This is a genomic window from Collimonas pratensis (assembly GCF_001584185.1).
In the GTDB taxonomy this organism is placed as follows: domain Bacteria; phylum Pseudomonadota; class Gammaproteobacteria; order Burkholderiales; family Burkholderiaceae_D; genus Collimonas; species Collimonas pratensis.
This window is the reverse complement of sequence record NZ_CP013234.1, coordinates 5,483,944-5,506,542: the sequence shown is the minus strand read 5'-3', so window position 1 is coordinate 5,506,542 and position 22,599 is coordinate 5,483,944. Positions and strand designations below refer to the sequence as shown.

Annotated in this window: 22 protein-coding genes; 18 read left to right on the top strand and 4 right to left on the bottom strand. The window is 60.7% G+C overall.

Translation table 11 applies throughout. The features are described from left to right. The 18 genes from CPter91_RS24505 to CPter91_RS24420 all read left to right on the top strand — a co-directional run bounded on the left by CPter91_RS24505 (position 1) and on the right by CPter91_RS24420 (position 18,495). Positions 1 to 1,623 (top strand): carboxyl transferase domain-containing protein, encoded by a 1,623-nt coding sequence (locus CPter91_RS24505; RefSeq protein ID WP_061945344.1) that lies wholly within the window; start codon positions 1 to 3, stop codon positions 1,621 to 1,623. 66 nt (positions 1,624 to 1,689) lie between these two features. Then, positions 1,690 to 2,241, top strand: coding sequence for a YbjQ family protein (locus CPter91_RS24500; RefSeq protein ID WP_061945342.1), 552 nt, complete (start codon positions 1,690 to 1,692; stop codon positions 2,239 to 2,241). An 86-nt stretch (positions 2,242 to 2,327) separates the two neighbouring features. After that, positions 2,328 to 3,182, top strand: a complete 855-nt coding sequence (locus tag CPter91_RS24495; protein ID WP_150119806.1) for a hypothetical protein — start codon at positions 2,328 to 2,330, stop codon at positions 3,180 to 3,182. 22 nt (positions 3,183 to 3,204) lie between these two features. Next, positions 3,205 to 4,128: an alpha/beta hydrolase family protein gene (locus CPter91_RS24490; protein ID WP_061945338.1), complete on the top strand. Its 924-nt coding sequence runs from the start codon at positions 3,205 to 3,207 to the stop codon at positions 4,126 to 4,128. Positions 4,129 to 4,189: 61 nt separating this feature from the next. After that, positions 4,190 to 4,813 carry a YbjQ family protein gene (locus CPter91_RS24485; protein ID WP_150119805.1) on the top strand — a complete coding sequence of 208 codons (624 nt, stop codon included), beginning with the start codon at positions 4,190 to 4,192 and terminating at the stop codon, positions 4,811 to 4,813. 248 nt (positions 4,814 to 5,061) lie between these two features. Beyond that, a complete protein-coding gene (locus CPter91_RS24480) occupies positions 5,062 to 5,574 on the top strand; it encodes a DinB family protein (RefSeq protein ID WP_061945335.1) in 513 nt (170 codons plus the stop codon). Beyond that, complete coding sequence (locus CPter91_RS24475) at positions 5,571 to 6,356, top strand: enoyl-CoA hydratase/isomerase family protein (RefSeq protein ID WP_061945333.1); 786 nt, start codon at positions 5,571 to 5,573, stop codon at positions 6,354 to 6,356. Before CPter91_RS24480 ends, CPter91_RS24475 begins: the two co-directional genes overlap by 4 nt. A gap of 86 nt (positions 6,357 to 6,442) precedes the next feature. Further along, positions 6,443 to 7,756, top strand: coding sequence for a cytochrome P450 (locus CPter91_RS24470; protein ID WP_061945331.1), 1,314 nt, complete (start codon positions 6,443 to 6,445; stop codon positions 7,754 to 7,756). Further along, positions 7,749 to 8,963 (top strand): 8-amino-7-oxononanoate synthase, encoded by a 1,215-nt coding sequence (gene bioF / locus CPter91_RS24465; protein ID WP_061945329.1) that lies wholly within the window; start codon positions 7,749 to 7,751, stop codon positions 8,961 to 8,963. Before CPter91_RS24470 ends, bioF begins: the two co-directional genes overlap by 8 nt. Further along, the gene (gene bioA / locus CPter91_RS24460) at positions 8,956 to 10,326 is read left to right on the top strand and encodes an adenosylmethionine--8-amino-7-oxononanoate transaminase (RefSeq protein WP_417924832.1); all 1,371 of its coding nucleotides are present in this window, start codon (positions 8,956 to 8,958) and stop codon (positions 10,324 to 10,326) included. The genes bioF and bioA overlap by 8 nt, the downstream gene beginning before the upstream one ends. Then, a complete protein-coding gene (bioD, locus tag CPter91_RS24455; protein ID WP_061945325.1) occupies positions 10,319 to 11,062 on the top strand; it encodes a dethiobiotin synthase in 744 nt (247 codons plus the stop codon). Before bioA ends, bioD begins: the two co-directional genes overlap by 8 nt. 35 nt (positions 11,063 to 11,097) lie before the next feature. After that, a complete protein-coding gene (gene bioB, locus CPter91_RS24450; RefSeq protein WP_061945323.1) occupies positions 11,098 to 12,141 on the top strand; it encodes a biotin synthase BioB in 1,044 nt (347 codons plus the stop codon). A gap of 121 nt (positions 12,142 to 12,262) precedes the next feature. Further along, a complete protein-coding gene (locus CPter91_RS24445) occupies positions 12,263 to 14,281 on the top strand; it encodes an acetyl/propionyl/methylcrotonyl-CoA carboxylase subunit alpha (protein WP_061945321.1) in 2,019 nt (672 codons plus the stop codon). A gap of 133 nt (positions 14,282 to 14,414) precedes the next feature. Continuing rightward, positions 14,415 to 15,356 (top strand): 2-hydroxyacid dehydrogenase, encoded by a 942-nt coding sequence (locus tag CPter91_RS24440; protein ID WP_061945319.1) that lies wholly within the window; start codon positions 14,415 to 14,417, stop codon positions 15,354 to 15,356. 66 nt (positions 15,357 to 15,422) lie between these two features. Next, a complete protein-coding gene (locus CPter91_RS24435; RefSeq protein WP_061945317.1) occupies positions 15,423 to 16,334 on the top strand; it encodes a hydroxymethylglutaryl-CoA lyase in 912 nt (303 codons plus the stop codon). A 20-nt stretch (positions 16,335 to 16,354) separates the two neighbouring features. Further along, positions 16,355 to 17,101, top strand: coding sequence for an alpha/beta hydrolase (locus tag CPter91_RS24430; protein ID WP_061945315.1), 747 nt, complete (start codon positions 16,355 to 16,357; stop codon positions 17,099 to 17,101). Between the two features lie 70 nt (positions 17,102 to 17,171). Further along, the gene (locus CPter91_RS24425) at positions 17,172 to 17,957 is read left to right on the top strand and encodes a basic amino acid ABC transporter substrate-binding protein (protein WP_061945306.1); all 786 of its coding nucleotides are present in this window, start codon (positions 17,172 to 17,174) and stop codon (positions 17,955 to 17,957) included. Between the two features lie 55 nt (positions 17,958 to 18,012). Continuing rightward, positions 18,013 to 18,495 carry a YbaK/EbsC family protein gene (locus CPter91_RS24420; RefSeq protein WP_061945304.1) on the top strand — a complete coding sequence of 161 codons (483 nt, stop codon included), beginning with the start codon at positions 18,013 to 18,015 and terminating at the stop codon, positions 18,493 to 18,495. A gap of 30 nt (positions 18,496 to 18,525) precedes the next feature. Here the strand turns inward: CPter91_RS24420 and CPter91_RS24415 are convergent, their stop codons facing one another. From CPter91_RS24415 to creB, 4 genes are all read right to left on the bottom strand, one after another. Then, a complete protein-coding gene (locus CPter91_RS24415) occupies positions 18,526 to 18,861 on the bottom strand; it encodes a hypothetical protein (RefSeq protein ID WP_061945302.1) in 336 nt (111 codons plus the stop codon). 24 nt (positions 18,862 to 18,885) lie between these two features. Further along, positions 18,886 to 20,208 (bottom strand): cell envelope integrity protein CreD, encoded by a 1,323-nt coding sequence (creD, locus tag CPter91_RS24410; protein ID WP_061945300.1) that lies wholly within the window; start codon positions 20,206 to 20,208, stop codon positions 18,886 to 18,888. Positions 20,209 to 20,352: 144 nt separating this feature from the next. Continuing rightward, positions 20,353 to 21,804, bottom strand: a complete 1,452-nt coding sequence (creC, locus tag CPter91_RS24405; protein WP_061945298.1) for a two-component system sensor histidine kinase CreC — start codon at positions 21,802 to 21,804, stop codon at positions 20,353 to 20,355. After that, a complete protein-coding gene (gene creB / locus CPter91_RS24400; protein WP_236905905.1) occupies positions 21,801 to 22,511 on the bottom strand; it encodes a two-component system response regulator CreB in 711 nt (236 codons plus the stop codon). The genes creC and creB overlap by 4 nt, the downstream gene beginning before the upstream one ends. Between the last annotated feature and the right edge of the window lie 88 nt (positions 22,512 to 22,599).

The window sequence follows — 22,599 nt, the reverse complement described above, 5'->3', positions numbered from 1 at the left end:
ATGCCCCAGTTAGAAAGCAAGCTGAATCCACGCAGCGAAGAATTCCAGCAAAACGCCAGCGCCCTCAACCTGCTGGTCGACGACCTGCGCCAGAAGGTAGCGCAGATCGCCGAAGGCGGCGGTGAAGCGGCGCGCAGCAAACACGTGGCGCGCGGCAAACTGCTGCCGCGTGACCGCGTGCAGATGCTGCTCGATCCGGGCACGCCATTCATGGAGTTTTCCCAGCTCGCGGCTTACCACGTCTACAAGGACAAGGACGGCAGCGATGCGGCGCCGGCCGCCGGTGTGATCACTGGCATCGGCCGTATCGCCGGCCAGGAATGCGTGGTGGTCTGCAATGATGCCACGGTCAAGGGCGGCACCTACTATCCGCTCAGCGTCAAGAAGCACTTGCGGGCGCAGGAAATCGCCGAACAGAACAACCTGCCTTGCATCTACCTGGTCGACAGCGGCGGCGCCAACCTGCCGAACCAGGATGAAGTCTTCCCTGACCGCGACCATTTCGGCCGCATCTTCTACAACCAAGCCAACCTCTCGGCCAAGGGCATTCCACAGATCGCCGTGGTGATGGGTTCGTGCACCGCCGGCGGCGCCTATGTGCCGGCGATGAGCGACGAATCGATCATCGTCAAGAACCAGGGTACGATTTTCCTGGCCGGACCGCCGTTGGTGAAAGCAGCTACCGGCGAAGTCGTCAGCGCCGAAGACCTTGGCGGCGGCGATGTCCACACCCGTCTGTCCGGCGTCGCCGATCATCTGGCGCAAAACGACATGCACGCGCTGTCGCTGGCGCGCACCATCGTTTCCAACCTGAACCGGCAAAAGCCGCAAGGCCCGCTGCTGCGGCCGGTGGTGGAGCCGAAATATCCGGCGCACGAACTGTACGGCGTGATTCCGGTCGACACCCGCAAGCCTTTCGACGTGCGCGAAGTCATCGCGCGCGTGGTCGACGGCAGCGAGTTCGACGAGTTCAAGGCGCGCTACGGCACCACGCTGATCTGCGGCTTCGCCCACATCTACGGCATGCCGGTCGGGATCATCGCCAACAACGGCATCCTGTTTTCCGAAGCCGCGCTGAAGGGCACCCACTTCATCGAACTCTGCTCGCAACGCAAGATCCCGCTGGTATTCCTGCAAAACATCACCGGTTTCATGGTCGGCCGCCGCTACGAAAACGAAGGCATCGCCCGCAACGGCGCCAAGATGGTGACCGCGGTGGCGACCACCTCGGTGCCGAAGCTGACAGTGATTATCGGCGGCAGCTTCGGCGCCGGCAACTATGGCATGTGCGGCCGCGCCTATTCGCCACGCTTCCTGTGGATGTGGCCTAACGCCCGTATTTCAGTCATGGGCGGAGAACAGGCCGCCGGCGTGCTGGCGACCGTCAAGCGCGACGGCATAGAAGGCAAGGGCGGCAGCTGGAGCGCCGATGAGGAAGAGGCATTCAAAAAGCCGATCCGTGACCAGTACGAGCATCAAGGGCATCCGTATTACGCCTCGGCCCGCCTGTGGGACGACGGCGTGATCGATCCGGCCGATACGCGCCGGGTACTGGGGCTGGGTTTGAGCGCCGCTTTGAATGCACCGATCGCCGACACCAAGTTTGGCGTGTTCCGCATGTAAGTGGCCGCCGGATAAAACAGGGATAAGAAAATAAAAATGATCAATTTCTCAAATAGGCGTCATTTCATGTTGACCTGCGTGCTTGCCGCTATCTGCTGGCAAGGCACGGCGCAAGCCCGCAATACCAAGCTGGTGCTGCCGGTAGGCCCGGTGGTTTCGCCGAAGACCGCGCAGCAGGCGCCGGCGGCTGAAGGCAGTGCGGCTGCCGGCAGCGGGGATATGGCGTTCGTCTTCGGTTCCTCCATACCGGAAGGCATGGCCGTGTTGCCGGGCGAGATCGTGGTCCGCGGCGAGATCCAGCCTAGCTTCAAGAATGGCTACGAAGACGATATCGTCTGCAACAAGGCTTTAAAGCAAGCACTGGTCTATCTGGTGCAGCGGGCGCGCGTGAATGGCGCCAATGCGGTGGTGGGCATCGTCAGCTACTACAACCACGGCGCGATCATGGATAGCGTCAGCGATTATGAATGCCACGCCGGCGCCACCCGTGCGGTGGTGGACCTGAAGGCGCGGCTGGCAAGGGTGGAGGGCCTTGGCGCCAGTGCCGGGCAATCGCCGCAGCCTGCCGCTGCACCTGCGGTGGTTTCCGCTGCAGGCAATGCCACGGGTAAAAATTAGTTCTGAGAATTTGAGCAAAGGAGCGGGCAGGCGAGACGCTGAAGGTTTCACAGGTTAATTATTCACAGGGATATAAAAAAATAATCATGCTCACATCTTTGAAAAAATCCTATCTTGCTCCTGCGTTTGTCTGTCTGTTGGCGAGCGCTCTGGCGCCGACCTTAGCGCAGGCGCGCAATACCAAGTTGATGCTGCCGGTCAGCGAAGCCGTTTCGCAACGCGCGGTGCAGCAGGCGCTTGGCAGTGATCTGTCGATCATTTTCGGTTCCGCCGTGCCGGATGGCACAACTTTGATGTCGCAAGAGATTTTCGCCAGGGGAGAAGCCAGGCCTAATTATCAAAGTAAGGTTACCGACGACGTCGTCGTCTGCAAAATGGCTTTGCAAAATGCCTTGCTCGACCTGATCAAGCAGGCGCGCAACAGTGGCGCCAATGCAGTAGTCGGTATTGTCAGTTTCTATGACCACTTGGTGGAGATGAACAGCACCACCCAGTATGAATGCCATGCGGGCATGACGCGCGGGGTGGTCGATCTCAAGGCCAAGCTGGCCAAGACCGACCGTGTTTACAGTAGTTATGGAGGGACGACGCCACGTTTGATGCCGCCGGCATCAGGCTATGCCGACATCAACGATGTGCAGCAGGTGCCTTTCCTGGACCAGCGCGGCCGCGAGGTTTATCAGCTGTGGCTGACCAGGACAGGCCCGCGCGCCTTTGTCGTGGCGGAAGACGGTTTTCTGTGGCAATCCTGGGGCACGCCGCCTGACCCGAACCTGCCAAGAGATCCTGCCTTGCGGGCTTTGCAGAACTGCTACAACCACGGCGCCAGGAACTGCCAACTGTATGCAGTCGATAACACCGTGGTTTATCACCCTAGCGCTGCAGCCGGCCAGCTACAACAGTCGACTGCACCTGCCGGGCGCGCTCAGCAAGGGGAGTGAAAGCGGTGTCGCTTGAGTAATCATGGATAAATCTACACTCTCATCGAGCCAGCACAGCGCGTCTTTTGCCGCGTGTTGCGCGGCCTTGTGCCTGTGCGTCTGGTTTAGCCATGTTTCAGCACAGCCGTTGGCGCAGGATTTGAATGAAACGGTCACCAGGCTGCCGGTGACAGTCAAGAATTTCTATGGCCGTAACGTCAGCGGCGACATCATCGTCACGCAATTCAAGCCAGCCGGCGCCGGGCCGTTCCCGCTGGTGATCATCAATCACGGCCGCAGCGCCACCGACCGCTCCAAGCCGCCGCGTTTCCGCTATACACAGCAGGTGCGCTTCTTCACCGAGCGCGGCTACGCCGTATTCGTGCCGACCCGGCTTGGCTATGGCGATGCCGGCGTCGAGCCAGATCCGGAGGAAAGCGGCAACTGCAACCAGAATGACTACGGGCCGATGGCCGCTGCCGCCAGCACGGAAGTGCTGGCGGTGCTGGACTACGCCAAGCTTCAGCCCTACGTCAATCCCGAGCGTGTACTGCTGGTTGGCGAATCGGTTGGCGGCTATGTCACTACAGCGGTGGCCGCCAGGATGCCGCCTGGCCTGGTGGCAGCCATCAATTTTGCCGGCGGCGCCGGCGGCGATCCTGACAAGCATCCTGGCGTGCCTTGCCAGGGCGGCAAGCTGGAGAGCATGTATGCCGAATTCGGCAAGACCAGCAAAGCGCCGATGCTGTGGGTGTACACCGAGAACGACCTGTTTTTCGGGCCGCAATACAGCCGACAGTGGTACGCAGCCTTCAGCAAGGCCGGCGGCCAGGCCGAATATAAACTGCTGCCGCCGTTTGGCAAGAACGGCCATACCCTGTTCTCCGCCGGGACCAAGGTCTGGGCGCCGGTGGTGGAGGATTTTCTTAGCCGCGTTGGATTACAAGCCGCACCGTTGAGCAAATGATGTGGCCTTGATCAAATTCAATGTGCTCCAGATGTGAGATTTTCAAGCAGAGATGACAATAATGATAAAAATTAAGAAGGCCGGTTTGAGTTTGCCGTGCATTGGGTTGCTTGCCAGCCTGCTTTTCGTTTCTGTGGCGCAGGCGCGTAATACAACCTTGATGATGCCGATTAAGGAAGTATTGGAGCAAGATACCGTCAAGCAGGCGATTGGACCGGACATGACAATCGTTTTCGGTAGCGCAACGCCATCCGAAGTCGAATTTCGCAAGCAAGGGGTAGTGGTTGAAGGACAAGCACGGCCTAATAAAATCGAACAATGGGGACACAGTGTGCCACTCGACGACGCTAGTACGTGTCAGCTGGCGCTCGGCAACGCACTTCAGGAGCTGGCTCGGCAAGCCAGGCAAAGCGGGGCGAATGCGATAGTCGGCATTGTCAGTTACTACAAGAACAAGATATTCGATAGCGGTGTCGAATATGAATGCCATGCCGGCATGTCGCGTGCAGTGGTTACGTTGAAGGCGAATTTAGGCAAAGGCCCAGGCCCGATCGCTCTCGATGCGGGCAAACCCGGTGTCAGTAGACAACCGATTCCCCAGCCTCTAATTTCGCCGCCGTTGGAGATATCCAGCGTGTGCCGTTTCTGGACGACAAGGGACGCCAAGGTTATCGCATCTGGTTGACCAAGACGCCGCCCAAAGTGTTTGTCATTTCGGAAAATGGACGTTGGAATTCCAGCTGGGGCGGATCCGGACCGGAAGAACTTACCGCAATCGCGATGAAGGGATGTATTAACCAGAGCGGCACAAACTGCCAGTTATACGCTGTCGATAGCCATGTGGTGTACCGCCCGAGCGTGACGAGTGAAAATGCGCAGGCAACACCAGTCAGTGAAGTCCCGTGAACGCTCTTTGGCGCCCTTGAGAAAATAATGCACAGTTACTTTGAAACGCTGGCCCGCTATCACATCTGGGCCACCGCGAAACTGCTTGGACATATCGACGTCATCAGCGAGGAGGAATACCGCCGCGATTGTGGGCTGTATTTCGCTTCGATCCATGGCACGCTTAACCATATGCTGGTTGGCGAACGCAATTGGTATACGCGCATTGCTGGCGAGAACTCGTCCATCGTGGCGCTCGATACGGAACTTGAAAGTCAGCGCGCAGCGCTTGGCCGTGCCTTGGACCAGGCTTCGAGACGCTGGAGCGCCTGGCTGGCTACGCATCCGCAGCAAAATTATGACGGCAATTTACATTACACGCGAGCATCAGGGGAGCCGGCTACGGCACCTTTCGTGGCGGTGCTGGGCCACGTCTTCAATCATGCAACGCATCACAGAGGCCAGGTTACGGCAGCCTTGACTGCGATGGGCCATGCTTGTCCGGAACTCGATTTTATTTATTGGGCTATAGCGGTTCAGCCAACGGAGATCAAACAGTGACTTATCAGACTTTAGCAATACAACAGGCGGGGCAGGTCGCCACCATCGTGCTCAACCGGCCGGAAGTGCGCAACGCCTTCAATGAAACCATGATCGCCGAGATCACCCATGCGTTCCTGGAACTGGGCCGCAGCGCCGAGGTAAGGGCCATCGTGCTGGCCGCCGACGGCCCGGCGTTCTGTGCCGGCGGCGACCTCAACTGGATGAAGGCGATGGCGGATTACACGCCGGAGCAGAACCGCGCCGACGCAGCGCAGCTGGCGAGCATGCTGCGCACCATCTATCAATGCCCCAAGCCAGTAGTTGCCCGTGTGCAAGGCGATTGCTATGCCGGCGGCCTCGGACTGGTTGCTGCCTGTGATATCGTGGTGGCGGTCGAAGCGGCGCAGTTTTGCTTGTCAGAAGTGAAAATCGGCCTGATCCCGGCCACCATCTCACCGTATGTCATCAAGTCGATCGGCGAGTCGGCTGCGCGCCGCTACTTTATTACCGCGGAACGCTTCTCAGCCGAGACCGCGCAACGACTCGGCCTGGTGCATGAAGTCTGTACGGCGGAAAAACTCGATGACAGCGTTAACCAGCTGCTCAAGGCCTTGCTGGCGGCAAGCCCGAATGCAGTGAGCGAAGCCAAGCGCCTGGTGCGCGCGATTGCCGGCCAGCCGCTGAGCGAAATCCTGATCGCCGACACCGTCGAAGAGATCGCGAAAATCCGTGCTTCCAGCGAAGGACGGGAGGGCGTGCGCGCCTTCCTGGAGAAGCGTAAACCGTCCTGGCTGCAGTGATTGCGGCGCGATCACATACAATCTCGTCCTTGCTGCTTCGATTTTGCAGAAGCAAGTGTTGGAAAAGATAACAAATGCGATATTAAATGATTAACGAAGCTTTTTTACAAGACCCCTATCCCGCCTATCACGCCCTGCGTGCCGAGGGCGCGCTGCACTGGAGCCCGGAGTTCTGTGGAGGCGCCTGGCTGCTGACCGGCCACGCCGATGTCGCCAGCGTGCTGCGCGACCCGCGCTTCTCGGTGCGGCGTGCCGGCGGCTGGGCCAACAGCAGCGGGCCGGAAGCGCTGACCGAACTGCGCGAATTCAAACGCATCTTTTCGCGTTCGCTGCTGTTCGTCGATGCTCCCCAGCACACGCGCCTGCGGCAGGTGATGAACGCCGGTTTCAAGCCGGCCGCCCTGCAAGAACTGGCGCCACAGATACAAAATATTGTCGACCGTCTGCTGGATAAGGTATTGGCAGACGCTGCCGCTCCGCCTTCCGGGCAGTTTGCTGAATTTGCTCAGTTCGCTCAGTTTGACTTTATGCGCGATTTCGCCCGCCCGCTGCCGGCGCTGGTGATAGCCAGCATGCTGGGCATCGCCGCCGAGGACCGCAGCGAATTCGTCGCCTGGTCCGACGACATCGCCGCCTTCATCGGCAGCCCGACGCCGACCCTGGAGATTGCCCGCGCCGCCCAGGTCAGCCTGATCGCGATGAACGAATATTTCCGGCAATTGTTGCCGCAACGGCGCGCCGCCCTGGGCGACGACCTGATGAGCCAGCTGATCCGGGCGGAAGCGACGGGCGGCATCATCACTACCAAGGAATTGCTGGCGCAATGCTGCACCTTGCTGTTCGCCGGTCATGAAACTACCCGCAACCTGCTCGGCAACGGCATGCTGGCGCTGCTGCAGCATCCGCAGCAGTGGCAGACGTTGCAGGCCGATCCGGCGCTGCTGCCGTCTGCCTTGAAGGAATTGCTACGTTTCGACAGCCCGGTGCAATACACCGGCCGCCGCCTTAAGGTCGATGTCGAGATGCATGGCCAGCTGATGAAAAAGGGCGACCTGGTGATCCCGCTGATCGGCGCTGCCAACCGCGATCCGGCCAAGTTCAGCGAACCGGACCGGCTCGACATCCGGCGCAACGAAGGCGCGCATCTGTCCTTCGGCTACGGTCCGCATGTCTGTATCGGCGCCACACTGACCTACCTGGAAGCGGAAATCGCCATGCGCAGCGTGATGCAGCGCCTGCCGCAGCTGCGCTTGGCCGGCAGCATGCAGTCGTGGGGCGGCAACGCCGTCTATCGCAGCCTGAACGCCTTGCCTTTGCAATTCGCCCATCCGGCAGCCGCAGCCGGTGCGCCGGTAGTGGAAACTGCAGCGAAAACTGTCGCGGAAGCCGTCCATGCCTGAGCTGCTGAACCAGATCCGCGCCCAGCTGGATGCGCTGCAGGAGCAAAAGCTGCTGCGCAAGCGCCGTATCGTCGAGGGCCCGCAAGGGCCGCTGCTGACGGTCGACGGCCGTCAGTACCTGGCGTTCTGCAATAACGATTATCTCGGGCTGGCCAACCATCCCGCCTTGCATGCGGCGGCGCAGTCGGGGCTGGAACAGTATGGCGTCGGCGCCAGCGCCTCGGCGCTGATCAGCGGCCATACCAGCGTGGTGGAGGAGCTGGAGCAGGCGTTGGCTGAGTTCGTCGGCATGCCGCGCGCGCTGCATTTTTCCACTGGTTACATGGCCAACATGGGCACCATTCCAGCACTGGTGGGTGTCGGCGACGTGGTGTTCTCGGACCGCTTGAACCACGCCTGCCTGATCGACGGCGCCCGCCTGTCCGGCGCGCAGTTCCGCATTTATCCGCATAATGACGTGGCCCGGCTGGAGCAGCTGCTGGCGAAAAGCAACAGCCCGCGCAAGCTGGTGGTGACCGACGCTGTTTTCAGCATGGATGGCGATATCGCACCGCTGCCTGAGCTGCTGGCGCTGTGCGAGAAATACGATGCCTGGCTGCTGGTCGACGATGCCCACGGCTTCGGCGTGCTGGGACCGCAAGGACGCGGCAGCGTTGCCCATTTCGGCTTGAAGTCGGAACGTATTCTGTACATGGGCACGCTGGGCAAGGCTGCCGGCGTAGCTGGCGCCTTTGTTGCCGGTGATGCCACCTTGATTGAATGGCTGCTGCAACGCGCCCGCACTTATATTTTTACGACTGCCAGTCCACCGCTGTTGGCCAGCGCCTTGCTGGCGGCGGTCAAGCTGATGCAGGAGGAAGACTGGCGGCAACAGCACTTGCAGCAACTGATCGCGCGCCTGCGCAACGGCGTGGCCAGTCTGCCGTGGCCTTTGCTGCCTTCGACAACCGCGGTGCAAGCCATGATCGTGCGAGACAACCAGCTGGCGCTGGACCTGATGGAAGGCTTGCGCCAGCAGGGCATCTGGGTGCCGGCGATCCGGCCGCCCACCGTGCCCAAGGATACGGCGCGCCTGCGCATCTCGTTGTCGGCGGCGCACAGCAACGAACAAGTAGATCAACTGATCAGCGCATTGCATGCGCTGGCAAAGCAGCACGCTGCAGCGGATTCGCGCAGCATGGCAAGGAATGGGAACACCGTTGAATAAAAACCTACCCGCACATAAGTCCGACCTGGTCCAGCGCAGCCTGGACAGTGTCTGGCATCCGTGCACGCAAATGCAGCACCATGAGTCGGTGCCGCTGATTCCGGTCAGCCGTGGCCGCGGCGCCTGGCTATACGATACCGAGGGCAAACGCTACCTGGATGCGATCAGTTCCTGGTGGGTCAATCTGTTCGGCCATGCCAATCCACGCATCAATGCCGCCTTGAAGGATCAGCTCGACCAGCTGGAACACGCCATGCTGGCCGGCTTTACCCACGAGCCTGTGGTGCAGCTGTCGGAACAGCTGGCAGCGCGCACCGGTCATGTGCTGGGCCATTGCTTCTATGCCTCGGATGGCGCTTCGGCGGTCGAAATCGCACTGAAAATGAGCTTTCACGCCTGGCGCAACGCCGGCTACGGCGACAAGCAGGAATTCGTTTGCCTCAAAGGCAGCTACCACGGCGAAACCATCGGTGCGCTGGCAGTCACCGACGTGCCGCTTTTCCGGGATGCCTATGGCCCATTGCTGCGGCAGGCGCACGTGGTGGCCTCGCCCGATGCGCGCGCTGCACGCGACGGCGAAAGCGCCGCTGAGGTTGCCCATCGCGCCGCCGCGGTGTTGGAAAAGCTGTTGCAGCAGCGCTCCAGCCACATCGCCGCCGTCATCATCGAACCGCTGGTGCAATGCGCCACCGGCATGGCGATGCACGACCCGGTCTATCTGCGTGAGCTGCGCGCCTTGTGCGACCGCTACAAAGTGCATCTGATCTTTGATGAAATCGCAGTCGGTTGCGGCCGCACCGGCACTTTCTTCGCTTCCGAGCAGGCCGCGCTGCCTGGCGAAACACCGATTTGGCCGGATTTCCTTTGCCTGTCGAAAGGCATCAGCGGCGGCTACTTGCCCTTGTCGCTGGTGATGACGCGGGCTGAAATCTACCAGGCTTTCTACGACAGCGACGTCGCCCGCGGCTTCCTGCATTCGCATTCCTATACCGGTAATCCGCTGGCTTGCCGCGCCGCTTTGGCGACGCTGGCGATCTTCGAGGAAGACGATGTGCTCAACGCCAATCGCCTGCGCGCGCAAAAAGTTACTGCAGCGCTGGCGCCGCTGGCGCAGCATCCGAAAGTAAAGCATTTCCGCCAGCGCGGCATGATCTGGGCTTTCGACGCCGTGATCGAGAGCAAGGCGCAGGCCGCGACATTTTCACGGCGCTTTTTCAGCAGCGCGGTGGAACATGAATTACTGATGCGGCCGATCGGCAAGACGGTCTACCTGATGCCGCCGTACATCCTGGATGACGAAGAAATCGCTCTGCTGGGCACACGCACCGCCGCCGTTTTTGAAAGCGTGATAAACCATGACTGATGCCCGCGCCAATCCAGCAAAAGCCGCCTGGTTCATCGCCGGTACGGATACCGAAATCGGCAAGACGCTGATCGCCGGCGCCATGCTGCATGCCTTGACGAAAACCGGCGTGCGCAGCGCCGGCATGAAGCCGGTGGCCGCCGGCGCCGTATTGCGCGACGGCGTCTGGCATAACGACGACGCCGATATCCTGGCGGCCGAAGCCAGTGTGACGCTGCCGCAGGAACTGACCACGCCGTTTCTGCTGCAGCAGCCGACCGCGCCGCATATCGCCGCAGCACAGGAGAACCGGACCATCGAAGTTGCGCATATCCTGTCGTGTTATCGACAGCTTGCCGAGCAAGCCGATGCGCTGGTGGTCGAAGGCGTCGGCGGCTTTCGCGTGCCGCTCAACGAACGTGAAGACACCGCCGACCTGGCGCAGCAGCTTGGCTTGCCGGTAGTGCTGGTGGTCGGCTTGCGGCTGGGCTGCATCAACCACGCCATGCTGACGGTGGAAGCGATCGCTGCACGCGGCTTGCGCCTGGCCGGCTGGGTCGCCAATACCGCCGATCCTCACATGCTCAACGGCGACGCCAATATCACCGCGCTCAGCAACCGCATCCAAGCACCGCTGCTGGGCCACGTGCCGCGCATGGATGTTCTGCCGGCCAAGGCGCTGACCGCAGCGGCGGCCAGCTATTTGAATTTTTCCAGTTTGCCGGGGTGGCCTGAGCCCCTCGGCAATCGCTCTTAATAAACTTATTCCCTCAATACAAAGGAAGTCTGATCATGTCATCGCAACCAATTACACTGCATCCAGCCGCCAAGCCTATGGTGTTCCCTGAAGACGCTAAATGGCCGGTAGAGAAAGTGCTGGAACTGTTCAACCTGCCGTTCAACGAATTGATGTTCAAGGCGCAGCAGACGCATCGAGAAAATTTCGATCCTAACGAGGTCGAACTGGCGACGCTGCTGTCGATCAAGACCGGCGGCTGTCCGGAAGATTGCGGCTACTGCCCGCAGGCGGCACGCTACGACACAGGCGTCACCGCACAAAAGATCCTGCCGCTGGACACCGTGCTGGAAGCGGCGCGCCAGGCCAAGGCGCACGGCGCCACCCGTTTCTGCATGGGCGCGGCATGGCGCGAGCCGAAGGACCGCGATCTGGAAAAGGTCGAAGAAATGGTGCGTGAAGTCAAGGCGCTCGGCCTGGAAACCTGCGCTACGCTGGGCATGCTGGGCGAAGGCCAGGCGGAGCGCCTGAAGGGAGCCGGCCTCGATTACTACAATCACAACCTGGATACCGCGCCGGAAATCTATGGCGACATCATCACCACCCGCGATTACCAGAACCGCCTGGACACGCTGGACAGCGTGCGCGGCGCCGGCATCAAGGTTTGCTGCGGCGGCATCGTCGGCATGGGCGAGTCGCGCCTGCAGCGCGCCGGCCTGGTGGCGCAGCTGGCCAACCTGGAACCGTATCCGGAATCGGTGCCGGTTAACAATCTGGTGCAAGTGGAAGGTACCCCTTTGCATGGCATCGATCCGATCGACCTGTTTGAATTCGTGCGTACTGTGGCAGTCGCCCGTATCACCATGCCGAAGGCGCGCGTGCGTCTGTCGGCTGGCCGCCGCCAGATGGGCGAGGCGATCCAGTCGCTGTGCTTCCTGGCCGGCGCTAATTCGATTTTCTACGGCGACAAGCTGCTGACCACCGGCAATCCGGAAGTCGAAGAAGACCGCGCCTTGCTGGAAAAGCTCGGCATGCATTCGCGTTCTTCAGCGTTCGACGCGCGTTGCGAAGTGACCGCTGAAGACAAACTCCAGGGATAAATATTTTTCATCGCTATTGAAGCGCTTTATCTGATCGGTTGGGGACAGAGTAATTCGTCGCGCTACGGCGACTCTTAAACTCTGTCCCACAATGAAACACCATAATAAAGGGGGAGACCGCATGTTTACTAAAATCCTGATTGCCAACCGCGGCGAGATCGCCTGCCGCGTGGCTGCTACTGCACGGCGCATGGGCATCAAGACCGTGGCCGTATACTCGGACGCCGACGCCGGCGCCAAGCATGTCGCGGTATGCGACGAAGCGGTGCTGATCGGCCCGGCCGCGGCCAAGGAAAGCTATCTGCGCGCCGACAAGATCATCGAAGTGGCTTTGGCCACAGGCGCACAGGCAATTCATCCGGGCTACGGTTTCTTGTCCGAGAATGCGCAGTTTGCGCAGGCTTGCGCCAAGGCCGGCCTGGTGTTCATCGGTCCGCCGGCCAGCGCGATTTCCGCCATGGGGTCGAAATCGGCCGCCAAGGCCTTGATGGAAAAAGCCAAGGTGCCGCTGGTGCCGGGTTACCACGGTGACAACCAGGATGCGGAATTCCTGCAGGCCGAAGCCGACAAGATCACTTATCCGGTGCTGCTCAAGGCCAGCGCTGGCGGCGGCGGCAAGGGCATGCGCATTGTCGAGCAAAGCGCCGATTTCAAGGCAGCGCTGGCTTCCTGCAAGCGCGAAGCGATCAACAGCTTCGGCGACGACAAGGTGCTGGTGGAACGCTACCTGACCCGTCCGCGCCACATCGAGATCCAGGTGTTTGCCGACAGCCAGGGCGATTGCGTCTACCTGTTCGAGCGCGATTGCTCGGTGCAGCGGCGTCATCAAAAAGTATTGGAAGAAGCGCCGGCGCCGGGCATGACGGCGGAACGCCGGCGCGCCATGGGTGAGGCGGCCGTGGCAGCCGCCAAAGCGGTTGGTTATGTCGGCGCCGGTACGGTGGAGTTCATCGCTAATCAGGACGGTTCTTTCTATTTCATGGAAATGAACACCCGCTTGCAGGTCGAACATCCGGTGACGGAAATGATCACAGGCCTGGATCTGGTCGAATGGCAATTGCGGGTAGCTTCCGGCCAGCCGCTGCCGCTGAAGCAGGATCAGCTGAAGCTGAGCGGCCACGCTCTGGAAGCGCGCATCTACGCGGAAAATCCGGACAAGGGCTTCCTGCCGTCGATCGGCACCCTGCGCCACTTGCGCACACCGGCTGCAAGCACGTTTGAAGTCAGTCAGTCTGCCGCCAGCATCGTGCGTATCGATTCCGGCGTGCGCGAGGGCGACGCCATTTCGCCATTCTACGATCCGATGATCGCCAAGCTGATCGTCTGGGGCGCGGACCGGGAGCAGGCGCTGGCAGCGATGGCGACTGCGCTGGCGCAGTACCAGATCGTCGGCCTTGCCAGCAATGTGAAATTCCTGCAGCGCCTGATTGGCAGCCAGGCATTTTCGCAAGCGGACCTGGACACCGGCCTGATCGAACGTCATCACGACGCATTGTTCCCCGCCGCTGCACCGGTGGCGATCGAAGTCCTGGCGCTGGCGGCGGCGTCGCTGCTGCTGTCGGAACGCAATGCCATCAAGAACGCCGGCAGCGATCCTTGGACCAGCACCGACGGCTGGCGCCTGAACAGCAACCTGCAGCGCCGCCTGGCCTTCGTCGACGGCGATAAGGCTGAGACGTTGGACGTGATGTACGAAGGCGGCCGCTGGCTGCTGCACCATGCGCAGCTGCAGGGCGAGAATTTCCGCCAGATGACGGTATTGCATCAGGCTGGAAACGCCATTGAAATCAGTCTCGGCGACCGCACCGTAGCAGGCACTGTCGTGCGTGAAGGCGAACAGTTCCACGTGTTCTACGCCGGCAGCCATTTCACGCTGGGCTACCTCGATCCGCTGCTGCACGCCGGCGACGCCGAAGCCGAAGGCGGCCGCCTGACCGCGCCGATGCCGGGCAAGATCGTCGCCCTGCTGGTGAACCAAGGCGAGCAGGTAAAAAAAGGCGCACCATTGCTGATCATGGAAGCGATGAAAATGGAACACACCATCGCCGCCCCCGCCGATGGACTGGTCGAAGAACTGCTGTACGCGGTAGGCGACCAGGTCAGCGAATCGGCGCAGCTGCTGGTATTCAAACCAGCATAAGAAGTCAATTGGGGTCAGAGTTTTTTTACGACAGTTTCATCGTCGTACAAACTCTGACCCCAATTGACGGCCCACGGAGCAAAAGCCGTAGCAATCGTTTTATAAAAGAACAAGCAAGTACGAGGACCCAACAGTGAAACTCCTGTGTTACGTACCCCCAGGCAGCGATTTCGAAACCTGGATCGCAGACTTCGGCAAAGCCCTGCCGCAAGCCGACATCCGCTTCTGGCAAGAGGGCGACAACGCTCCTGCCGATTACGCCCTGGTGTGGCGCCCGCCGGCAGCCATGCTGCAAGGACGCCAGGATCTCAAAGCGATTTTCAACCTCGGCGCCGGCGTCGACGCCATCTTGAAACTGGGCGATGCGCTACCGGCCGGCGTGCCGCTGGTCCGCATCGAGGACGGCGGCATGGCGATCCAGATGGCCAGCTATGTCACGCATGCCGTGCTCGGCTATTTCGGCCGTTACGATATTTACCGGCAACAGGCTGCGCGGCGTGAATGGCAGCCGCTGCCGGAGCCGGACAAGCGTGCATTCAGCGTTGGCATCCTCGGCCTTGGCGTGCTCGGCTCGCGCATCGCCGCGGCATTGCATCATTTTGAGTTTCCGCTGAATGGCTGGAGCCGCACGCCAAAGGATTTGCCGGGTGTGCGCAACTTTGTCGGCGACGACGCGCTTGACGATTTCCTGCGCGCCTCGCGGGTGCTGGTCTGTATCCTGCCGCTGACCGACGCCACGCGCGGCATCGTTAACCGGGAAAACCTGCAGAAACTGCAGAAGGGCGAAGAGGGCGCATACTTGATCAACGTTGCCCGCGGCGGCCATGTGGTCGAGGCGGACCTGCTGGCGCTGATCCAGGAAGGCCAGGTCGCCGCGGCGACGCTGGACGTGTTCGAGCAGGAACCGTTGGCGCCCGATCATCCGTTCTGGCAAGAGCCGCGCATCAGCATTACCCCACACATTTCGGCCATCACCGTAGATGCCGATTCGGTGCGGCAGATCAGCGACAAGATCAGGCAGCTGGAACAAGGCAAGGTGGTGAGCGGTATCATTGATCGCGGCAACGGCTACTAACAGGCAAGATCGAGGCAAGATCAAAGCAAGATCAATGCAAGAGAAAAGAAAGATCGGAGACAAGCAATGACATTCCCCAGCAAAGTCAAAATCGTTGAAGTCGGTCCGCGCGACGGCTTGCAGAACGAAAAGGAAACCATCCCGGCCGAGGTGAAAATCGCGCTGGTCGACCAGCTCACCCAGGCCGGCTTCGTCAATATCGAAGCAGCTTCATTCGTGTCGCCAAAATGGGTGCCGCAGATGGCTAGCTCGGCGGAAGTCATGGCTGCCATCCAGCGCAAGCCGGGCGTGATCTATTCCGCCCTGGTGCCGAACATGAAAGGCCTGGAAGCGGCATTGGCTGCGGGCGCCGACGAGATGGTGATTTTCGGCGCGGCGTCGGAAGCGTTTTCGCAAAAGAATATCAACTGCTCGATCGCGGAATCGATAGAGCGCTTCCGCGATGTCGCCAGACTGGCCAAACATGAGGGCAAGTGTCTGCGCGGCAGCATCAGCTGCGTGTTCGGCTGCCCCTATCAAGGCGAAGTCGGCATCGACTCCGTGGTCGATGTGCTGCATCGCCTGCGCGACCTGGGCTGCGACGAGATCGATATCGCCGACACCATCGGCGTCGCCACGCCGAACAAGGTGCACAGCGTGATGCAAAGGCTAGTGCAGGAATTTCCCATCGAGCGTTTGTCCGGCCATTTCCACGATACCTACGGCCAGGCGCTGGCGAATATCTACGCCAGTCTGGAAGTCGGCATTTCGATCTACCACTCGTCGGTCGCCGGCCTGGGCGGCTGCCCTTACGCCAAGGGTGCTACCGGCAACGTCGCCTCGGAAGATGTGCTGTACCTGATGCAGGGGCTGGGGATCGAAACCGGCATCGACCTGGATGCGGTGGTCGACGCCGGCCAGTTCATTTCGCGCCACCTGGGACGCAAGTCGGCCAGCCATGCGGGCAATGCGATTGCGGCCAAGCGCGCAGCGGGCTAATAGTTGAAATTGAAAGGGCGATGTTTGTGGCCGAAGATCTCTCGGTATTGAGCAGGCCGGCCGCGGCGCCGGACCAGGTGCTGGCATATGGCAACGCTGCCGACCAGATCGCCGATGTGCGCTTCGGCGACCAGCGTGCCGCCGAGCGGCCGTTGTTGCTAGTGCTGCACGGGGGATTCTGGCGACCGCAGTACGACCGTAAAGAGGCGGCGTCGATGTCGGCTGCACTGGCGGCCTTGGGCTGGACGGTGGCGACGTTAGAGTACCGGCGCATCCCCGGCGATCCGGATGCCAGCTTGAAGGATATCGCCAGCGGCTTGGAAAAACTACCTGGGATGATTGCTGGCCACAATGGACGTGTAATCCTTGTCGGCAACTCCGCGGGCGGCCATTTAGCGCTGTGGGTTGCCGCACAGTCCTGGGCGACCATACTGAAGGGGGTATTGGCGCTGGCGCCCATCGCCGATCTGGGCTTGGCACAGAAACGCAATCTTGGCCAGGGTGCAGTGATGGCGTTTCTCGGTACGACGGCAGCCGAGCGCCCCGATGCAGATCCGCTGCAATTGGCGGCGCCTGCAGCCCGCATCGTGATTGCGCATGGCACGGATGATGCTGTAGTTCCGCTAGAGATTTCCGCATCCTATCTTGCTGCTTTTCCGTGCACTCGTTTGGTGCGGTTGCAAGGCAGCGGTCATTTCGCCCTGATCGATCCGCTCAACAGTGCATGGCCGGTGGTGGTCGAGGAATTGCAGCAGTTGTGTGCGTAAGCGGTTATCGCCGCTGGCAGTGCATAATCTGGAACATCGGCTTTGCTTATTAACAGAAAACGGAACAACCATGAAACATACTCTTGTCAAAACCGCCTTGCTGACCCTACTGGCGCTGGGCGTACTGAGCGCATGCGGCAAGCATGAAGATGCACCTGCAGCCAGCACAGCGGTGAAAGAATATGTGGTGGGGACTGGCGCTACCTATGCGCCCTTTGAGTACGAAAACGAGCACAAGGAACTGGTGGGCTTCGATATCGACGTGGTGAAGGCGATCGCGGAAAAAGAAGGCTTCAAGGTCAAGTTCATCAATACCCCCTTCGACGGCATTTTCACCGCGCTGGCGCAGGGTGACCGCGACATCATCGCTTCCGGCCTGACGATCACCGAGAAGCGCAAACTGACTGTCGATTTCTCCGATCCTTATTTCGAGGCCGGCCAGGTGATCGTGGTGCCGAACGATTCCAAGATCCAGAAAATCGGCGACCTGAAGCCGCTCAAGGTCGGCGTCCTGCAAGGCTCTACCGGCGACGAAATGATGCAGAAGCTGGCGGGCGACAACAATGCAAACATCAAGCGTTTTGAATCTACCCCGCTGGCCATGAAAGAGCTGGAAACCGGCGGCGTCAGCGCGGTCATTGCCGATAAGGGCGCGGTGGTGCACTACCTGTCCAACAACCAGGTCAAAGGCATCCGCATGGTGACGGACGATAATTTTCCGAAAGAGTATTTCGGTATCGCGGTGCAAAAGGGCAATGCCGCATTGCTGGAAAAAATCAACCACGGCCTGACGGCCATCAAGGCTGACGGCAGCTACGACAAATTGCATGCCCAGTATTTTGACGCCGCCAAGTAAGACGCTGGCGCCGCGCTTTGTCCGATTGGCCTTGTTGAGATAAGACGATCATCCCATGGAAAAATTACCGGAAAGCGCACAGCGCGTTGCTGACCTGCTGACGACAATCGGACACGACAAACCAGTGGTGATGCTGGCCGAAACCGGCAAGACTTCGGCCGAAGCCGCTGCCGGACTGGGTTGCAGCGTGGCCGAGATTGCCAAGTCCATCGTGTTCAGGCGCCTGGCCGACGACGCTGCCGTGATGGTGGTCGCCAGCGGCAGCAACCGCGTCGACGAAGCCAAGGTTGCCGCCATCGTCGGACCGCTGGGCAAGGCCGATGCGCGTTTCGTCAAGGAACGCATCGGCTACGCCATCGGCGGTGTCTGCCCGATCGGCCACGTCGGCAAGACGCTGATGCTGATCGACCAGGACCTGCTGCAGCTGGGCAGCGTCTGGGCGGCGGCGGGACATCCGCATGCCGTCTTCAACCTGACGCCGCAGCAGCTGGTGACGATGACCGCGGCGCCGGTCGTGGATATTGCGTTGCGGGCCTGAAACTGATGGACTGTTACTGTCCACTAGGAGTCATGAAACCGGCCGCATGAACAAGCGCCGCAGCACATGCGCCGCCATGCCTGCCACGGCGCCGAGCAAGCCCAGCAGCATCGGCCAGACGCCAAGTGCAAATTGCCGCGGCATCTCGCCGCTGTCAGGTGAATCTGGCGCTGCATAAATCATGGTCAGCGTGCCGGCCACGATCAATATTGCGCAGCATATCCAGTACCAGCGCTGCTTGGTAGCACGGCATCCCTGCCATATTGCATAAACCAGGCTGAGCAGATACAACGATCCGTACAGAAAGATAAGGATCAGTTCCTTGGTAGTCCAAATATTAGGATTCATTTCCATGGTGGCTGGCATTGCCATCTCCTGGTTTTGTGGCGCCTAGGCGATTTCGGGCTTGTTCGGTGCAGCTGTCTGGTACCAGTCGATCTTGCGGGTGACGATCATGATCACGGTCAGAATCACGAACAGCATCAGACTACCCAGCACCAGCGCGTTGTCTTCCGAAATCAGCAAACCGTACAAGGTGCCGTACAACAGCGTCAGCATGGCGCCGAAGCCGAGGCCGCGGGCGGCGCTACGCAGCACCTGGCTCAGGTAAAAAGTCAGCAGGCTGATGCAGGCGGCGCTGGCGGCAAGGTACGCTTGCCAGAAGGCGATATGCTCGGACAGGCTGACCAGTATCAGGAAGAAGATCGCCAGCCCGAGTCCTACCAGCAGATACTGGATGGGATGGATCGGCAACTGCTTGATCATTTCAAAGATGAAGAAGCCAACGAAAGTCAGCAGCACGAACAGCAAGCCATACTTGGTGGCGCGGTCTGCCTGCGAATAGATATTCACCGGTTCGGCTAGCTGGATATCCAGGCTTTCCACTCCTGTTTTGTCGTCGCTGCGCAGCTGGCGCTGTGCATTGGAAGCCAGCGACGACACTTCCCATACCGCGCGGAAGCCCTGCTCGCTGACGCTGCGGGTACGCGGCAGGAAGCTGCCGCCGAACTGCGGATGCGGCCAGCTGGAAGACAATTCGAAACGATTGGTGTCGCCCACCGGCGTAATTGCCAGGTTCTCTGTCCCGGCGACGGTCATGGTCAGGGCAACCTCCAGGCTGCCGCTGTCGGCCAGGCCGAGCTGCGGCAAAGCAGCATGCATGCCCTTGCCCAGGTTGCCTGCGCCCTGTTCCAGCAGTACCGGCTGGCCGCCTATTTTCAGCAGCGGCGCGCCGAGCAAGCCGCGGACGTCACTGATGCCGATCGCCAGGTAGGGACGCGACAAGGTAATCTGGTCGGCAGCCAACTGGGTGGCCGCCGGCAATTGATAGTCGATGCGGCCGCTGAAGCTGCTCTGCAATTCATACACGTGCACTTTGTGCAAGCCCCGGTAGCGTTCGCTCGGCAGCAGTTCGCCCTGCATTTGCAGGTCTTTCGGGAAGAACAGGTATTGCCGGTTCTCGTTGCGGCTTCGGTAGGTTTTCTTGCCCTCCGCGTCTTGTGCCACTTCGTCGATGCGGATCTTGTACGGCACCACCAGCACCGGCCCGGTAATGGTCTGGCCGCCGGCATAACTGGCGGCGATCGAGGCGATCGCTTCTTGCCGGTGCTGCTGGCGGTCTTGCACGGTGTCGCGGATCAGGCCCAGCGGAATCAGGATCAGCAGGGTCAGTACAATAATCGTCAGCAGTTTGAGTAGCAATGGTCGGTTCATGGTTTCTCTCGTTCGGGTCAAGGTGACGGGGGTCACGTTGCTGCGAGTGTACGGAGAGTGTGTGAATCGACAACGGCGTCTGTGCGAGGCTGCGACGGCGTTAATGTGAAGCGAGTGTGAAGCTGGACCCGAGCGGCATCGGTATCAGCCGGGATCGGCGGGCAAGCTCAGTTGCGCCTCGGCGCCGCCGTCGCCGCAGTTGCGCAAACTGATCTGGCCGTGGTGCAACTCTGCCACCTGCTGTACAAAACAAAGTCCGAGGCCGGTGCTTTTTTCGGTGCTGCCGGGCCGTGGCAGGGAATAAAAGCGCTCAAATACCCGCGTCAGGGCGTAAGCGGGTATGCCGGGACCGCTATCCCGCACCGATAGCTTGACGGTGCCCGGCAGCGAGAAATCGCTCTTGATGACGATCACGCTATCCGGCGGCGAGAAATCGATGGCGTTGTCCAGCAGGTTGATCAGCGCCTGGCGCAACAAAAAAACTTCGCCGCGAATTCTTGGCTGTAGCGCCGATCCTGGCGGATATATGTCCCTGCGCACGCTGATGCCGGTACGCTGCAGGCGCGGCTCCAGCAGGTTGATTACTTCATCCAGCAGTTCGCCGAGATCGATGGCGACCACGTTCTCCAGGGTTTGCCGATGCTCTATCGCCGCCAGCGCCAGCATTTTCTCTATCAGTTCCGCCAGCCGCTGCGACTGGCTGCGAATATTGTGGGCGAAGCGGCGGCGCTGGGCATCCGGCAAATTTTCATCGAGCAGTTCGGCAGCACCCTGGATCGCTGCCAGCGGGCTTTTCATTTCGTGGGTCAGGCTGTGGATGTAATGTTCGACGTACTGCTTGCCTTCCAGTTTTTGCCGCATCGACTCCAGCGCCTGCCCCAGTTCGACGATTTCACTGGCGCCATTGACTGGCGGCTGTACCCGTTCGCCGGCCGTTACCGCGCGGGCATAGCGCTGCAGGGCGCCGAGCGAGCGGCCGATCCACAAAGTCACCGCCAGCCCGACCGCCAGCGACAGAAACAGCAGCAGGGCGCCCCAGCGCAGGATGGTTTTCTCACTCTGCGAAATCGCCGGCTGCAAGGTATTGTTGGGCTTGGCCACGGTCAGCACGCCAATCATCTTGCCGTTGTCGATGATCGGCGCCGCCACGTGCATCACGGTGCTGCGTTCGTCGCTGTCGATATCGCGCGTGGAGCGCACGCCGTAACTGCCTTGCAAGGTCAGGTAGACGTCGTTGCGGCGCGAATAATCCTGGCCGACGGCGCGGCCGGTGGAATCGAACAGCACGATGCCATTGAGATCGGTGACGTAGATGCGGTAGTCCAGCGTGGTCTTGCGAAAACTCCAGATCTTGGCGTCGACGCCGCGATGCGCATATTCGCGTACGCGGCGCGCGAAATTGCCGTCGGCGATATGGTCCTGCTTCATGTCGTCGGCCGCCAGCTCGGCCAGGATATTGGCGGTGTCGACCAGCGTGTCTTCCATTGCCTGTCGCACGGCTGGCTTGACCTCCGCCAGGAACACGCGCTGGATGAAGACACCGGCCAGGCCGACGATCAGGAAATAGCCGAGCAGGATGCGGATGCCGAGTTTCATGGCGGCGCCAATTCCAGCGAATAGCCGAGGCCGCGGTGAGTGTGGATCGGGTCGGCACTGGGCGTCACGGCTTTCAGCTTGATGCGCAGGGTCTTGACATGGGTGTCGACGGTGCGGTCGGTGCTCTCCGGGGCATCGTGCCAGATCGAGTCCATCAGCTGGTTGCGGCTGAAAATGCCGCCGGGCCGGCTCAGCAGCATCTTCAGCAGCAGATATTCATAGCGCGTCAGCTGCAGGGCCTGGCCGGCATAGCGTATGCGCATGCCGATCGCATCCATCTCGAACGCACCCAGCGTGACGCTGGCCGGGGTGCTGCCGGCAGTGCTATTCTCGGCAGCCGGCGCATGACCCAGGCGACGCAGCACGACGCGGATGCGCGCCGCCAGTTCGCGCGGCGAGAAAGGCTTGACCATGTAGTCGTCGGCGCCGATTTCGAGACCGATCAGGCGGTCGATTTCGCTGCCGCGCGCAGTCAGGAAAATCACCGGCAGCGAGGAGAATTTGCGCAACTCGCGGCAGACGTCGAAGCCGCTCATGTCGGGCAGGCCGACATCCAGCACTGCCAGGTCGAACTGACCGCTGCGCGCCTGCTGCAGGGCGGCGCTCCCGAGCAGGCAATGGTGGACCTGGAATCCTTCGCTGCTGAGCGCATAGATCACCGTGTCGGCGATGGCGCTCTCATCTTCGGCCAGTAGGATATTCAGCATGCGGGTGGTGCTCATGGAAGGCGGTGATGTCGCTTATTATATGGATAAGCGTAGTAATCGCCAGCATAAACAATATAAAAAGCATAAT

What these genes read in the sequence shown, in the direction of transcription:
- CPter91_RS24505 (WP_061945344.1), top strand. Translation starts at nt 1, where the DNA reads ATGCCCCAGTTAGAAAGCAAGCTGAATCCACGCAGCGAAGAATTCCAG.
- CPter91_RS24500 (WP_061945342.1), top strand. Translation starts at nt 1,690, where the DNA reads ATGTTGACCTGCGTGCTTGCCGCTATCTGCTGGCAAGGCACGGCGCAA.
- CPter91_RS24495 (WP_150119806.1), top strand. Translation starts at nt 2,328, where the DNA reads ATGCTCACATCTTTGAAAAAATCCTATCTTGCTCCTGCGTTTGTCTGT.
- CPter91_RS24490 (WP_061945338.1), top strand. Translation starts at nt 3,205, where the DNA reads ATGGATAAATCTACACTCTCATCGAGCCAGCACAGCGCGTCTTTTGCC.
- CPter91_RS24485 (WP_150119805.1), top strand. Translation starts at nt 4,190, where the DNA reads ATGATAAAAATTAAGAAGGCCGGTTTGAGTTTGCCGTGCATTGGGTTG.
- CPter91_RS24480 (WP_061945335.1), top strand. Translation starts at nt 5,062, where the DNA reads ATGCACAGTTACTTTGAAACGCTGGCCCGCTATCACATCTGGGCCACC.
- CPter91_RS24470 (WP_061945331.1), top strand. Translation starts at nt 6,443, where the DNA reads ATGATTAACGAAGCTTTTTTACAAGACCCCTATCCCGCCTATCACGCC.
- bioF (WP_061945329.1), top strand. Translation starts at nt 7,749, where the DNA reads ATGCCTGAGCTGCTGAACCAGATCCGCGCCCAGCTGGATGCGCTGCAG.
- bioD (WP_061945325.1), top strand. Translation starts at nt 10,319, where the DNA reads ATGACTGATGCCCGCGCCAATCCAGCAAAAGCCGCCTGGTTCATCGCC.
- bioB (WP_061945323.1), top strand. Translation starts at nt 11,098, where the DNA reads ATGTCATCGCAACCAATTACACTGCATCCAGCCGCCAAGCCTATGGTG.
- CPter91_RS24445 (WP_061945321.1), top strand. Translation starts at nt 12,263, where the DNA reads ATGTTTACTAAAATCCTGATTGCCAACCGCGGCGAGATCGCCTGCCGC.
- CPter91_RS24435 (WP_061945317.1), top strand. Translation starts at nt 15,423, where the DNA reads ATGACATTCCCCAGCAAAGTCAAAATCGTTGAAGTCGGTCCGCGCGAC.
- CPter91_RS24430 (WP_061945315.1), top strand. Translation starts at nt 16,355, where the DNA reads ATGTTTGTGGCCGAAGATCTCTCGGTATTGAGCAGGCCGGCCGCGGCG.
- CPter91_RS24425 (WP_061945306.1), top strand. Translation starts at nt 17,172, where the DNA reads ATGAAACATACTCTTGTCAAAACCGCCTTGCTGACCCTACTGGCGCTG.
- CPter91_RS24420 (WP_061945304.1), top strand. Translation starts at nt 18,013, where the DNA reads ATGGAAAAATTACCGGAAAGCGCACAGCGCGTTGCTGACCTGCTGACG.
- CPter91_RS24415 (WP_061945302.1), bottom strand. Translation starts at nt 18,861, where the DNA reads ATGCCAGCCACCATGGAAATGAATCCTAATATTTGGACTACCAAGGAA.
- creD (WP_061945300.1), bottom strand. Translation starts at nt 20,208, where the DNA reads ATGAACCGACCATTGCTACTCAAACTGCTGACGATTATTGTACTGACC.
- creC (WP_061945298.1), bottom strand. Translation starts at nt 21,804, where the DNA reads ATGAAACTCGGCATCCGCATCCTGCTCGGCTATTTCCTGATCGTCGGC.
- creB (WP_236905905.1), bottom strand. Translation starts at nt 22,511, where the DNA reads ATGCTGAATATCCTACTGGCCGAAGATGAGAGCGCCATCGCCGACACG.